Here is a 13,187-nt window from a genome sequence, read left to right as displayed (position 1 = left end):
GCCGGTCCACGTACGTCCACGGGATGTCCCCGACCAAGGCGAACTACGAGGACGTGGACGCCGTCGGCGGCGGTCTCCACTTCCTGCGCGACGAACTCGACTGCGAGAACCTCGGCGTCTCCCTGCTGGAGTGCGAACCCGGGTGGGAAGGGAAGCCGCACGACCACGCCGACGACGGTCAGGAGGAGGTCTACGTCCTCGTCGAGGGCGAGGCGACCGTCACCGTCGACGGCGAAGACGTGGAGATGTCCGAGGGCGACGCGCTCCGGATCGCCCCCGAGGAGCGGCGACAGATCGAGAACGGAGACGGAGAGAGCACTTTCGTCCTCGCGGGCGCGCCCTGATCCCCCCCTGCCGATCGAACGGTCAGTTCTCATCGAGTCGCGACCCCACCGAGCTGGCTCGGTAGAGTGGTTTCGCCGCGACGGCGAACGGGACCCGATCACCCATCGTCCCATCGACCGAAACTATCTATCGAAGAATAATTAGTGCAGTGTCTCGATAGCCGAAACGCAGAGAACTCCGGAATACAGTCGTATGACGGTCTATCCGAGGGGTGGATGCCATTGCGACGGCTCCGCGGACTCGGTGGATAGAACGCGATAGAAACGGCTCGAAAAGGGCCATTTGCGCGTATTCTGTCTGTCTGACGACATCGAGTCGGTTACTACCACAGTTCTGTCAAAAACGGGTTTGGATTCCACAGGTATCATTTTTCGAGAGCGGCGACTGGCGAGCCTGTGCTCGGATCGGGGGTCACGGGTAATGCGACGCCGGGAGGTGCGTAGAAAGCGCACCTTACCGGTCGGAGAGACGGTTGCAACGGTCGGAACGGCCGGCACCCGTGGGACGAGTGTTCGCCTTTACGTATCGAACTCGGGTACTGTGACACGAATCCCCGTCCGTGGGCGCGCGGACAGGCGGATCGGAGTCCCAGTATGCAACGGAACTTTCAGGGTACCGACAGAGGGAAGCGCGTGGTCACGACGGGCGGGACGGCCGTCGGCACGATCGTCCGGGTCGACGGCGAGCGAGCGCGCGTCCTGCTCGATCCGGAGCGCGTCGAGTCCGACCGAGTCGACCCGACCGGCGACGAGGCGCACCGCTCGACACTCACGATCGACCGACGCGCCGTCGACCACAGCACGAACGAAGTCGTTCGACTCGAAGCCGACGCGGACCCGGTCGGCGAACGGAGGATCGCGTGACCGACACGAGGCCCCCGTTCTCCGCGATTTCCGAGGAGAGCGGAAACGGTTCGACCGAGCGACCAGCGGACGTGACGGCCGACGACGATTCCGACCCCGAGGATCCGAGCCCGCCGCCTCGGTTCCCGTAATCCCCGTTCGCTGCGGCGCAGTTCGATCACTCGGGCTGCGCGTCGACCGGTCGGTCGCACGCGCAGCCCCCGTCTTCGAGTAACGTGACCACGTCGCGGTCGGCCCCGCAGCGGTGACACAGCACCCGCAGGTCCAGGAAGACGTCGAAGTCGTCGAGGACCACTCGCTCGGCGTCGCGGTGGCGTTCGAGCGTGTCTTCCGCGACCGTCGCCGTCCGACCCAGCAGCCGCTGGATCGTTCCGACGTCCGTCTCCACGGGGTCGGAGTCGGTCGACGGCGCCGCGGCGTCGCGCACGGACGTGAGGTAGGTGTGCATCGACTGGTGGGAGACGAAGTCCTCCAGGAGGCCGTCGACGTCGATGCCGTCGCGGGACAGCCGGTTCCGCACTTCGGCTTTCCGCCCCTCGCTCACGTCGCTCGCGGTCAGCGACTCGTGGGTCTGCTCGACCACGCGCTCCATAGGGTTCCGGTCCGCTTCGCGCATCGCAGTCCGCAACAGCTCCCGATTGAACTCGTCCGCGAGGTCGCGGAGGCTCGTCCGCTCGCCGTCGACTTCCGTCCACCGCTCGACCAGCCGGTCGCCCATCCCGTCGAGGTCGTACGCCGCGATGACCCGGGCGACCTTGCTCCGCGTCTCCACGGAATCGTCCGATCCCATGGGACACGGACAGTTCCGGGACGGACTTACACCTGTCGGTGGGACTGGTGGTCGGAGCGCGGACGCGGCCGCCGCTGGTCGCGCGACGACGGCAGAAATTCCGGAACCCGTCGGCCCGGTGGGTCACGGGCGGGTGGGCCGACGGGCAGCCGCGGACCGCTGGTAGACGGTGCCGTCTTCCCGTGCGACGCCCCGGGCAGGAGCGCACACCGAAGGAGCGGCCGACCGGTGGGCTGGGAAGCCGGCGGGAACGGGAGCCTCGCCGGCGATGCACAGGGGTTCGGGCGTGTCAGGTGGTGCCGGTCGATGGGTCGACGGCAACGAAACGATGGGGGGTCGAACGGTTAAACGGGTGCAATCGTTCACGCCCGGACCAGGGGAGTAAACGCCGGCTAGGGCCCGACAGTCGACCGCTTCTCCGTCGCCGCCGGCACCCCGACGCACGACCAGCCCGGTTTACCGGAAATCGGGATATCGCCCTGTGGCGGTCGTGAAACGCGGGTCCGTCCGGTCCATCGCTGTCGTAGAGACGGCCTGACACGGGCCGTATGCGGGGTATAACGAAGTCGGGGGACGGCCACGTGTCTATCGGGGGGTTGGGGGGAGACGCCCAGTCCAGTCCGATGCCGTTCGGCCGCACCGACGCTGGCTATCCGGACCGGGTTCGCCCGGCCCGGTCCACCGTCCTGCTACCCCGTTCATTCTTTGCGACGAAACCGACGGCGACTGGTTCGTCCGAGTACGCGCGTACCGGCCGGTCGCAGCCGCCGCTCTCCCGTCGGCCGGCGGCGACGGGCCGCGAACCGACCGACCTTAGCCAATCCATAACTATCGCGGTCGATCCCTTCAGTACTCGGCAATGACCGAACGGATCGACCGAGAACGCGTCGTCGTCGACGGCGGCACCGTCGTCACCCCACACCAGACCTGCGAGGGCGGACGCGTCGTGATCGAGGGCGACCGCATCGTCGACGTCGACCCCGCGGCGAACCGCGAGGAGCCCCCGAGCAGCGGCGACGGGGCGGCACGGCGGATCGACGCCAGCGGCGAGTACGTCCTGCCGGGCCTCGTGGACCTGCACGGCGACGACGTCGAGCGGTACCTCTGTCCGCGCTCGGGCGAACGGGTCGACCCCACCGCGGCGCTGACGACGGCGGATCGACTGACGCTCGCGGCCGGCGTCACCACCAAGTTCGACGCGATCGCCTTCGAGGACTCACCGGAGAAAAACAGGACGATCGAGGGCGCGACCGAAGTCCTGGAGGCGGTGGCCGACGGCGCGGGCCTCGGGGCGGACCACCGCGTCCACGCCCGCTGTGAGCTCACTGACGCCGCCTCCGTCGACTGCGTCGCCGACCTCGCCGACCGGCCGGTCGTCGACGTGGTCTCGCTGATGGCTCACGTCCCCGGGCGCGGCCAGTTCGACGACGAGGACGCGTTCGCGCAGCGCTACACCGACGGGCGCGGCGCCGTCGCCGACGAAGCCGCGCGGGCCGGGCGGGACCGCCGCGGGATCGCACAGGCCACGCTGCGCGAGCGACGCGCGGAGTTGACCGGGCCGCTCGCGCAGTCCGACGTCACGCTCGCGTCCCACGACGACGCCGACCCGGCGGCCGTCGACGACGCGGTCGACCGCGGCGTCGACCTCTGTGAGTACCCCGTGTCGCTGTCGGCCGCTCGGCGCGCGACCGAGCGCGGCGCCGCGACGGCGATGGGCGCCCCGAACCTCGTCCGCGGAGGGAGTCTCTGGGGCAACCTCGACGCGCGCGAGGCCATCGAGGAGGGCGTCGTCGACGTCCTCTGTTCGGACTACCGGCCGGAGGCGCTGCTGGCGTCGGTGTTCGTCGACACCGGCGAACCGCTCGAACGGCGGGTGTCACGGGTGACGAGCGAACCGGCGCGCGTCGCCGGCCTGGACGACCGCGGCGAACTGGTCCCCGGCGCCCGCGCCGACCTCGTGGTCGTCGACCCCGACCCGGTCCCCACGGTGACCCGCGCGTTCGTCGCCGGGCGCGACGTGTACCACTGCCACGGCGGCGCGGAATCGCGAGGCAACTGATGGGTTTCGATCTCGACTCCCCGGTCGTTGCGTTACTCGCTGCCAGGAGACAGTTTCGTCAGTTTCACCCGGGTTTCTCCCGGCATATCGAGATATACGCTCTTTACGAACGCTGTAGCGGATCAATTACAATGGCCGTCTGGGGGGTACGGTAGTCCATGTCGACGGAACCGAAAGGTCAGGGACGCGGCAGGCAGGAGGCGGCGTGGAAACTCAGAGCGGTCGTCGAGCGGTACGAGGACGCCCCCGACGAGTGCACGATCTACCCGGCGGGCGTCGACGACCACAAGCGGATGGCGACCTGGATCTCCGCGACCGAACCGGCGTTCGTCGAACTCGACGCCGTCCGCTGACGGCGGCTCCCCCGAGAACGAGCGGCCCCTTTTTCCACTCACCGCGCGACCGGACGCACAGATCCGCGGTCGACCCGGCCAGTTTTTCGCCGAACGGCAACGGAGTGAGCGAACAGTGCCCGCCGCGAATCGCGGGTGCGCGTCGAAACCCGGTCTGCGTTCGGAGTCCGGACCCGTATCCGCGCGTTGGAGCCCGGGATCCGTGTGGATCCGCGGTGCAAGCGTCGATCCGACTGTCGGAACTCCCGGGTCTGACCCGTCGCTGTCCGGCGGTCGCGAGAGGTGCAGATACCCGGAGACCGGAAGAAAAATCGGTGGTGACCGGAACCGCCGTCAGTCGGCGGACCGCTGGTCGAGCGTCTGGGCGGACGCGATGCCGACGAGTCCGACCAGGACGACGGTCGACACGACGGTCGCGGTCAGTCCGACCGCGGCGGCGCCGAGCTGGCTCGCGACGAGCAGTACGGCGCCGGCGGCTGTCAGCGATCCGTAGTACAGCGGCCACGGTCGGTCGACGTCGTCGGATTCCTCGAGGTATTCGAACAGCTGCGCCGCGTTGGGGCCCAGCGAGATCCGACCTCGGTTCTGGTTGAACTCGACGATGTCCATGTCGTCCATCTTCGGCAGATGGCACTGGTACAGGCCGACGTACACGCACTTTCGCTCGTTGGACGTCACCTGTGCGACGGTCGTTCCGTTCTCGACGGCGGCGACGTGCTCGGCGAGTTCGCCGAGGGACACGGTTCCGCCGTGTTCGCGCAGGTAGTGCAGCACCGTCCGGCGTCGCTCGTTTTTGAGGATCTCGAAGACGTGGTCGAGGGGGAGCTGCGAGCTCTGCTCCTCCTCGGCCCCCTCCGCTGCGTCGGTAGGGGCCGCTTGATCCGCGTCGGCCTCCGTCTCTTCGGGCACGACGTCCTGTTCGCTCGCGTGCTGTGATGCCGAAGACATCAGCTCCACACCTCCCGGTGCTGACGACCGCGAGACGCGCTCGCGATCCGGAGTATCACTGTGGCGACCGAGGAATTACTCATACCTCGCCCGCCCGATGGTGACGGTCCCCCTCTCGAGGGTAGTTGGCGTTCGATTCGCGGTCGATTCGTGGGAATTGTCTGCCTTCATGTGTCCGTACCCCCGGCGCTGGAGACCCCTCCACAGAGTTTGTTGCGCCGATTGCTTGTTGGGGAGCATAGCTACTTAATCTTTCTTGATTGAACAATCGTCCGCGAGAGTATAACGGACTCATTACCGTCGACAACCCCCGTGCGCGAGGAAGTAAGGACCGGTTGTCACCGTGTATCATCGAGTAATATCATGATTCCTGCGTATAATGGAGGCCATTCTCCGCGACAGCGGCGATTCGCCGGGCCATCGGACGCGTCGGCGGACTTGAATCAGTCGCGTCAGCGATCGGGCGCCACCGATCCCGGCGCGCGCGCCGGAGAGAGGCAACCCGTTCTTACCCGGGCCCCCGCCGCACGGCCGATCAACTCTCAAATGAATGATGGCTCGTTACGTCAGGAGCGCGCGGGCCGGCGACGGTCAGTCGCCCGCTCCCGGACCCAGCCGAGACGCCCGACGGGCGGCGGGAGCCTGTCTCGGGCGCCGCCGACGGGGAGGGAGGCTGCGACGAGCACGACCGAGCGATCGCGGAGAACCCGAAGATTCATACTACGTCGGTCGAGTCCGTGTATCTGTACTGGAATGGTTTGTAGTTGCCTCGCTATATCGACGCCGGGGGTGTGACGATGGCGGAACGAACGACGGAGGACGGCGGCGCAGGCGCTGTGGGCAGCGGCGGGACGGAAGTCGTCTACTCGTCGGCCGACGACCGCTCGCCGGAGACGGATCTGAGCGTGGCGGTCATCGAGTCGCTGGCCGAAGCGAAGGGCGTCGCGCCCATAGACATCGAGCAGCCGCTGTACGACGTGGTCGACCCGGACGCGCTCGACCGGTTGTTCACTGACGGCGAGGGCAGCGTCGCCGGCAGGGTCGTCTTCGACTTCGACGCGCACGAGATAACTGTCCACTCCGACGGCGACATCCTCGTCCGTCGCGTCGATCCCCGCTAGTTCTCCGCCGATCCGTCGGCGAGACGGGTCACCGGGTGCGGCGTGTCCTCGCCGTCGAGCATACGGCGCCCGTCGAAGACGACCAGGTCCTCGAACGCCGACCAGGGGATCGCCTCGAATTCGTCGTGATCAGTCGTAATCACCGCGAGGTCGAGCTCCCGCGCACCGATCCCCTCCAGCGAGACGCGTTCGACGCCCTCCGGCGGCGCAGTCGTGCAGATCGGGTCGACCGCGTAGACGGTCTCGGCGCGGTCGGCCAGTTCCTCGGCGACGTCGACGCCCGGTGACGCCCGCGTCTCGTCGACCCCCGGCCGGTAGGTGAGTCCGAACACCGCGACGGTGCTCTCCGAGAGGTCCCGACCACGGTCGGCGAGCCCCTCGGCGGCCGACTCCACGGTGAACTCCGGCATGTACTCGTTGACGTGCCGGGCGGTCTGGAGCAGCGGCGTCTCGCCCTCGAACTCCGAGATGACGAAGTAGGGGTAGTACGGAATGCAGTGGCCTCCGACTCCCGGCCCCGGAGTGTGGATGTCGCAGAACGGCTGGGTGTTCGCGACGTCGATGGCCTCGTTGACGTCGACGCCGAACTCGCCCGCGAGCGTCGCGAGTTCGTTCGCCAGCGCGATGTTGACGTCGCGGTAGAGCCCCTCGAACACCTTCACGCACTCCGCGGTGGTGCAGTCGGCGACGGGGATCACTTCCGCGTCGGTGATCTCGCCGTAGATCAGCTCGGCGACGCGCGTGCTCTCGGCGTCGGCGCCGCCGACGACCTTCGGGTGCGAGCCGCGGATGTCCTCCAGCGCCCGGCCGCTCATCGTCCGCTCCGGGCAGAAGGCCAGGCCGAACTCGCCGAGTTCGAGCCCGCTCTCGGCTTCGAGCCACGGACGGACCCGGTCGCGGCAGGTCCGTGGCGGGACAGTCGACTCGACGACGACGACGTCGCCCTCGTCGAGGCCCGCGCCCACCGAGCGGACCGCCGCTTCGAGCGCCGAGAGGTCCGGCTGGTCGTCCTCGATAAGCGTCGGGACGATGATCACGTGGATGCCCGCGTCGGCGGCGCCGGTCGCGTCAGTCGTCGCCGTGAGCGAGCCGTCGCCGGCGAGTCGTTCGATCGCCTCGGGGAGGCCGGGTTCGCCCTCGACCGGACACCGACCGGCGTCGACCGCCCGGGCCACGTCGGCGTCGATGTCGACGCCGGTCACGTTGCCGCAGACGTCCGCGTAGACGGCGGCCAGCGGGAGACCCATCTTGCCCAGGCCGTAGACGGCGACTGGGACGGCCCCCCCGGTGAAGGCGCGTCGCTGCGTCGGCTCGCTCGCGTCGGAGCCGTACAGCCGGGCCGGTTCGGACCGCTGGCCGCTCATAGGTTCGGGACCTCCGGCGGCACGGTCTCGGCGCTCGCCTCGACTTCGGACTCGATCCAGGCGGCGATCTCGACGGCGCGGATCCCGTCCTCGCCGGTGGTCCGGGGCTCGCTGCCGTCCTGGACCGCCTCGGCGAACGACGAGAGCTCGTTTTTCAGCGGTTCGCCCGTCTCGACGGTCGGGCGTTCGATGACGCTCTCGTGGCGGTACCGGACGTCGCCGTCGGTCGCCACGTACTCGGGGAGCGAGTGACGGTGGATCTGGACGGATTGGTCCATGTAGTCGACGTCGACGTGGCAGTCCTCGGCGGTGACTGCGAGGTCGCGGATCCGCTGTTGGGTGACGCGACTGGCGGTCAGCGATGCCACGTGGCCGCTCTCGAACTCCAGCTGGGCGACGACGTGGTCGCCGTCGGCGGCGCCGGCCGCGGACACGTCCGAGACCGGTTCGCCGGCGAGCGAGCAGACCACGTCGATGTCGTGGATCATGAGGTCGAAGACGACGCTGTCGACGCTGTCGCGGTCGACGGGCGGCCCCTGCCGGCGGGCCGCGAAGGCGATCGGGTCGACTTCGACGATCACGTCCTGGAGCGCGAGGATGGCCGGGTTGTACCGCTCGATGTGGCCGACCTGAACCGCCAGATCGCGCTCGCGGGCCTCGGCCAGGAGCGAACGGCCGACCTCCGGGTCGTCGACGAAGGGCTTCTCCACGAGGACGTGTGTCCCCGCTTCGATCGCCTCGCGGGCCACCTCCTCGTGGAACCGCGTCGGCACGGCCACGGAGACGGCGTCGGCTCGCGCGAGGAGGTCCTCGCGGTCGACCGCTCGGGTGTCGAACTCGGCGGCCACGGAGCGCGCGCTGTCGGGGTCGACGTCGGTGACGCCGACGAGTTCGACGGACGGGAGTTCACTGTACACGCGGGCGTGGTGGCGCCCCATGCTCCCGACGCCGACGACGCCGGCCCGAACGCGCTCGGTCATCGTCCGGGTCCTCCCGCCGGGCCGCGTCCGACCGACGGCGGACGGCGAGGCGACCGTTCGCTGGAGGGGGAACGGGAGTTGATCGTGCGCACAGGCCCGTATCGCGACGATGCTGGGATCTGTGTCCGCGGCGTATCTGCTGTCGCCGGAGTCGACCGTCCGTGGCTCATGAATCACCCGAGGGTAGCGCCGAGAGTTGGCTTTGTTATACGTCTCCTTTGGCCGGTAGCGGGTCGATACGGGGGCAAAACGGTTGTGACGACCGTCAGCGTCGTCCCGACGGCACCGGATTCGACCGCCCTCGGGCGGATCCGCGGTCCCCGGTCGCGGGCGGCGTCGGTAACCGGTTCGTAACAAAGTGATACCCACTAATCTCCCTGCCTGTGTCGAGATACGACAACGGGGTGGCTGCCAGTAGTGGCAATCCGCCGACAGACCGACGCGAGGGCTGATGGTGGATGTCGATAGAGGACGAAACCCTGACGCAGGACGTCGTCTTCGACATCCTGAGTAGCGCGAGACGGCGGTACGTTCTCTACCTGCTCCGCACCGAAGACGCCCCGGTCGAGTTGACGGAGTTAGCCGAGGATGTCGCCGCCTGGGAGAATGATACGACTGTCGACGAACTGACGAAACAACAACGGAAACGAGTCTACGTATCGCTGTATCAGACCCACGTCCCGAAACTGGAGGACGCTGGCCTCGTGAACTACGACCAGGACACCGGCGAGGTCGAGCTGACCCAGGCCGCCAACGACGTCGACCAGTACCTCAACCCGGGCGAGCGAGAGGTCCCCTGGCAGTACCTGTATCTCCCGCTCGCGATCCTCGGGATCGCGCTGGTCGCGCTCACCAACCTGAACGTCTGGATCTTCGCGAACATGACCGACGCCACCCTCGGCGTCATCATCTTCTCGGGCTTCCTCCTCACCGTCGGCGCGCACATCGTCGTCTGGACGATGAACCGGCGCCAGGTCCCCGACGACCTCCGTCGACAGACCTGAGACCGCCGCCGCGGCCACGCACAGCACCCACCAGCGGCCGCTGGGCGCTCAGCTGGCCGTCGCTCGCCGAACAGCGCTTCCTCCCCCGGTGACGAAACCGGCGGCTGACAGAACCAACAGCTGCCGCTGAGCGGCCCCAGCGCCGCTCCCGACGGCTGCCGGTTCCAGGGATCGAATCGGCGCAGCCGGCCGGGCCGACGCGGGTCGGCAGTTCGACTGTCTCGCCGTCCGCACAGGGGATACCCGTCTTCCGACCAGATGCGTCTGTCGAGCTTACGTGCACGTATCGGCTGGTTTCGGAGGAATCGCGTCGACGACGTCGTCGGAGCGGTCTCGTGGGGAGGACCGTCGGGACCGACGACGCGTCGCGCGAGGAGATCGGGGACCCAGAACAGATCGGCTGCGTCGCGAGCGACGTCGGCGGTCAGTCGTCCTCGACGTCCTCGGGTAGCAGCTGTTCGGGTTCCCGCTTGTACGCAGGGGTGTCCACGAACTGGGCGATCCGGTCGAGGTCGCTGTCAGAGATGTGTTCCGTCATCGACTCCTATTCCGTCCCAGGACTGCTTAGTAATCCATCCCCTAAAGCCGCTTCGCGTGGCGCGACCGAGAGGGGGGTCTCTGGCATCGACCCTGCACGTTCTCGATAACCACTCGCCCCCAAGGACGACGAGTTCGGCGGGTAGAGCGAAACCGAGACGCTACCTGCTGGCAACTAACACGGGATCGAGCGCATCGCCCGCGCCGGACGCGAAGTGAGTCCCTTCCCCGACGGGGTCGGTCGAGGCCGGCCGCTACGGCGGGGTCTCGGCCCCCGGGCTTCACGTCGGGCCGACCCGGATTCCGCCCGAACGACACGAGACCGCGACATCGAACGGTGGAGCCGCTTCTGGAAGTCGCGGACTTCCGGAACCGAAGTGACCGGCTTCCGTCGTCGAAGTGACCGGCTTCCACTGCCGACGCGATCGACTTCGGTCGTCGAGGTACCGACGCCCATCGGTCGTCGGCGTCCCCGTCGAACCGAGCGACCGCCGGCGACTGTGGAGTCGCACGGGCGAAGAGAACGGCATCGTCGATAGTGGCCGGGCGTCGAGGCGGCGAGGGACGAGCGGCATAGCGGGACCAGCGGTCGGGGGACGGTGAGGCGATCCGAGCTGATCGGTCCCGACGATAATCAGGCCTTACCTCGGACGAAGTATTACAAACCTATGGCTGTAAAGGCAGCCAGTATTGCCGGACGGCGGTGGGGTATCGGAGACGGGTCGAACGAAGGGCCGCGGCGGGCGTCGCGACTGAGTACGCGAGGCGTACCGGGCAGTTGTCCGTGCTTACCGAACGGTGAGAGAAAAGCGTCCCTCGGGGCGTCCCGAGCGCCGTCGCGGTCGATCGCGTCGGGCGTCGGTGCGGACGGACCGAGGGTCGAGTCGGACGCCGTCGGTTCCGTCGTGGTCGCGTCTGTCGCGGGTGGCCGGGGCGCGGCGTCGATCGCCGTCGACCCGTGGCGTTGGTCAGACCATGTTTTCTGCTTCTATCTTGTCCCAGACTGCGCGTCCCTGCTCGGTGAGGCCGTAGACGCGTCCCTTCTTGCGGTCGTCGGAGACCAAGAGGTCTACGAGTTCCCGTTCTCGCAGGCGCTGGAGCGCCCGCGAGACGTGTGCGATACCTACGTCCTCGTCCGACGCGATCTGCGACGGCGTCGACGGGCCGTCTGCGAGCCGCTTGAGGACCGCGACGCGGTAGCGCGAACTGATGACGAAGCTGACGTCGTCCCAATCTGTGCTCATTGTTTGTTGCGGAAGTTGCCGGATAGGTGTTGTCGCGTTCGTCCGGTTCCCGGTCACTGACCGAGAACTCACGCGGCTGTTGTCGGCGGGACTCGCTTGCGTCCCACTTTCCGCTGTACTCACACCGAGTCGGCTACCACGTAAAGAGGTTTCGACGCTCCAGATTTTTCGCGTTCCGTACCGCGATTAGGGGCGCCAGAACGGCGAGCCTGACGGGCGCCCTCGGTCCGTAACGAGACCATAACAATCCGGATCCCTCTCGGCCTCTCGCGCATGGAATCCGCGCGCGCTCGGAGTGCTCTCACGCCCCGACGCCGACCCGCAGGACGCGCTCGTTCGCCGACACGACTCGGGCGCTCCGGCGTCCCCCGCCGAGGACGGAGCGAGGACCCCCGGGTCGGGCGTCGATAAGATGTGGCCGTGGGAACACCTCGCGATCGGCTACCTCGCGTACGGCCTCCTGAGTAGAGTCGTCTGGCGCGAACCCACGACCGGGAGCGCCGCGGTCGCCGTCGCCCTCGGGACGCAGTTCCCCGACCTGGTGGACAAACCGCTCGGCTGGTGGTTGGGCGTCCTCCCCGGCGGGACGACGCTCGCGCACTCGCTGCTGACCGCGGTCCCCCTCAGCCTCGTCGTGCTCGCGGTCGGGATCGCCACCGAACGCGAGCGCCCCGCGCTCGCGTTCGTCGTCGGCTACCTGTGCCACCTCCCCGCGGACGTACTGTACCCGGTCGTCCTCGGCCGCGACCCGAAGACCTGGTTCCTCCTCTGGCCGCTACGCCCGGCACCCACCGACGACTCGACCGACGTCCTCTTGCACGTGGTCGACCTCGCCGAGCAGTTCGTCGGCTTCCTCGCGTCGCCGACCGGCGCCCTCTACCTGCTCAGCGAGGTCTCGCTCCTCGCGGCGGCCGCCTTGCTCTGGCTGCGCGACGGCCTGCCGGGCCTGCCGCGGCCACGGTCCGACGACCGCGCGATCGAGGGCTGAACCGCCGCGGCGCACGCGAGTCGGGCGAGAATATATAACAGTCGAGCGAGAAGTATGGGTATGGGGTCAGAGCAACCGCAAGAAAGCCGGTCGAGTGACGACGACCGGCGGCGATCCGGATCGCCGGGGAGCGATCCGGACGCGCGCCGCACTCCCGAGGGGGAAGACGTAGAGCTCGGTACGAACGACGGAGGGGACAGCAGCGGCGCGCCCGGCGCCGAGAGCCCGGTGTCGATAAACGAGCTGTTCGCACTGCTCGCCCAGCCGGGCAACCGATACGCGCTGGCGTACATGACCCGCGTCGAGGGGGCCGTTCCGTACGACGACCTCGTGGAGTACGTGGTCGATACCGGGGGGACGCCCGACGGGCTCTCGACCGCCGACTTCCGGAACCAGGTCGCGACGCGACTCGTCCACTCGAACCTGCCGAAGCTCGACGACGCGGGGCTCGTCGACTACGACCCGGACGACAGGACGGTCCGCCCGACGGCCGCGACCGAGGTCGCCGCGCCGTACCTCGAACTCGCGATGGATCAGTTCTCCGCGGAGTGACCGGGCCCGCGACCGGCGGACCGACAGGCGCTCATTAAC

General features: G+C 68.3%; 13 protein-coding genes. 8 read left to right on the top strand and 5 right to left on the bottom strand.

Annotated elements, in window-relative coordinates; all coding sequences use genetic code 11:
• The first annotated feature begins 23 nt into the window (after positions 1-23).
• Together ACMGFH_RS02685 and ACMGFH_RS02680 are read left to right on the top strand one after the other, a co-directional pair.
• On the top strand, positions 24-344 hold the full coding sequence (locus ACMGFH_RS02685) for a cupin domain-containing protein (RefSeq protein WP_415381229.1): 321 nt from the start codon (positions 24-26) through the stop codon (positions 342-344).
• 594 nt (positions 345-938) lie between these two features.
• On the top strand, positions 939-1,208 hold the full coding sequence (locus tag ACMGFH_RS02680) for a hypothetical protein (protein WP_415381228.1): 270 nt from the start codon (positions 939-941) through the stop codon (positions 1,206-1,208).
• Positions 1,209-1,365: 157 nt separating this feature from the next.
• On the opposite strand, the gene rdfA is transcribed toward ACMGFH_RS02680, so the two are convergent.
• The gene (rdfA, locus tag ACMGFH_RS02675; protein WP_415381227.1) at positions 1,366-1,998 is read right to left on the bottom strand and encodes a rod-determining factor RdfA; all 633 of its coding nucleotides are present in this window, start codon (positions 1,996-1,998) and stop codon (positions 1,366-1,368) included.
• Positions 1,999-2,857: 859 nt separating this feature from the next.
• Between rdfA and ACMGFH_RS02670 the strand changes: the two genes are divergently transcribed.
• Together ACMGFH_RS02670 and ACMGFH_RS02665 are read left to right on the top strand one after the other, a co-directional pair.
• A complete protein-coding gene (locus ACMGFH_RS02670) occupies positions 2,858-4,057 on the top strand; it encodes an alpha-D-ribose 1-methylphosphonate 5-triphosphate diphosphatase (protein WP_415381226.1) in 1,200 nt (399 codons plus the stop codon).
• 158 nt (positions 4,058-4,215) lie between these two features.
• Positions 4,216-4,410: a hypothetical protein gene (locus ACMGFH_RS02665; RefSeq protein WP_415381225.1), complete on the top strand. Its 195-nt coding sequence runs from the start codon at positions 4,216-4,218 to the stop codon at positions 4,408-4,410.
• Positions 4,411-4,743: 333 nt separating this feature from the next.
• Here the strand turns inward: ACMGFH_RS02665 and ACMGFH_RS02660 are convergent, their stop codons facing one another.
• Complete coding sequence (locus tag ACMGFH_RS02660; RefSeq protein ID WP_415381224.1) at positions 4,744-5,358, bottom strand: hypothetical protein; 615 nt, start codon at positions 5,356-5,358, stop codon at positions 4,744-4,746.
• A 797-nt stretch (positions 5,359-6,155) separates the two neighbouring features.
• Between ACMGFH_RS02660 and ACMGFH_RS02655 the strand changes: the two genes are divergently transcribed.
• Complete coding sequence (locus ACMGFH_RS02655) at positions 6,156-6,479, top strand: HalOD1 output domain-containing protein (RefSeq protein ID WP_415381223.1); 324 nt, start codon at positions 6,156-6,158, stop codon at positions 6,477-6,479.
• On the opposite strand, the gene ACMGFH_RS02650 is transcribed toward ACMGFH_RS02655, so the two are convergent.
• Together ACMGFH_RS02650 and ACMGFH_RS02645 are read right to left on the bottom strand one after the other, a co-directional pair.
• Positions 6,476-7,843 carry a nucleotide sugar dehydrogenase gene (locus ACMGFH_RS02650; protein WP_415381222.1) on the bottom strand — a complete coding sequence of 456 codons (1,368 nt, stop codon included), beginning with the start codon at positions 7,841-7,843 and terminating at the stop codon, positions 6,476-6,478. The genes ACMGFH_RS02655 and ACMGFH_RS02650 overlap by 4 nt on opposite strands.
• Entirely contained in the window at positions 7,840-8,823 is a 984-nt protein-coding gene (locus ACMGFH_RS02645) for a Gfo/Idh/MocA family protein (protein ID WP_415381221.1), read from the bottom strand. Before ACMGFH_RS02645 ends, ACMGFH_RS02650 begins: the two co-directional genes overlap by 4 nt.
• 458 nt (positions 8,824-9,281) lie before the next feature.
• Here ACMGFH_RS02645 and ACMGFH_RS02640 point away from each other — a divergent pair, with 458 nt between their 5' ends.
• Entirely contained in the window at positions 9,282-9,827 is a 546-nt protein-coding gene (locus tag ACMGFH_RS02640; RefSeq protein ID WP_274324642.1) for a hypothetical protein, read from the top strand.
• A 1,505-nt stretch (positions 9,828-11,332) separates the two neighbouring features.
• On the opposite strand, the gene ACMGFH_RS02635 is transcribed toward ACMGFH_RS02640, so the two are convergent.
• The gene (locus ACMGFH_RS02635; RefSeq protein WP_123533274.1) at positions 11,333-11,608 is read right to left on the bottom strand and encodes a winged helix-turn-helix domain-containing protein; all 276 of its coding nucleotides are present in this window, start codon (positions 11,606-11,608) and stop codon (positions 11,333-11,335) included.
• A 412-nt stretch (positions 11,609-12,020) separates the two neighbouring features.
• On the opposite strand from ACMGFH_RS02635, the gene ACMGFH_RS02630 reads away from it, so the two are divergent.
• Positions 12,021-12,596 carry a metal-dependent hydrolase gene (locus ACMGFH_RS02630; RefSeq protein ID WP_415381220.1) on the top strand — a complete coding sequence of 192 codons (576 nt, stop codon included), beginning with the start codon at positions 12,021-12,023 and terminating at the stop codon, positions 12,594-12,596.
• Positions 12,597-12,656: 60 nt separating this feature from the next.
• A complete protein-coding gene (locus ACMGFH_RS02625) occupies positions 12,657-13,148 on the top strand; it encodes a hypothetical protein (RefSeq protein ID WP_415381219.1) in 492 nt (163 codons plus the stop codon).
• Positions 13,149-13,187: the final 39 nt, after the last annotated feature.

The organism is Halosimplex rarum, from assembly GCF_047715405.1.
Lineage (GTDB): Archaea > Halobacteriota > Halobacteria > Halobacteriales > Haloarculaceae > Halosimplex > Halosimplex rarum.
Note: the sequence above shows the minus strand (reverse complement) of the source record. Positions and strands in the feature narration are given on the sequence as shown.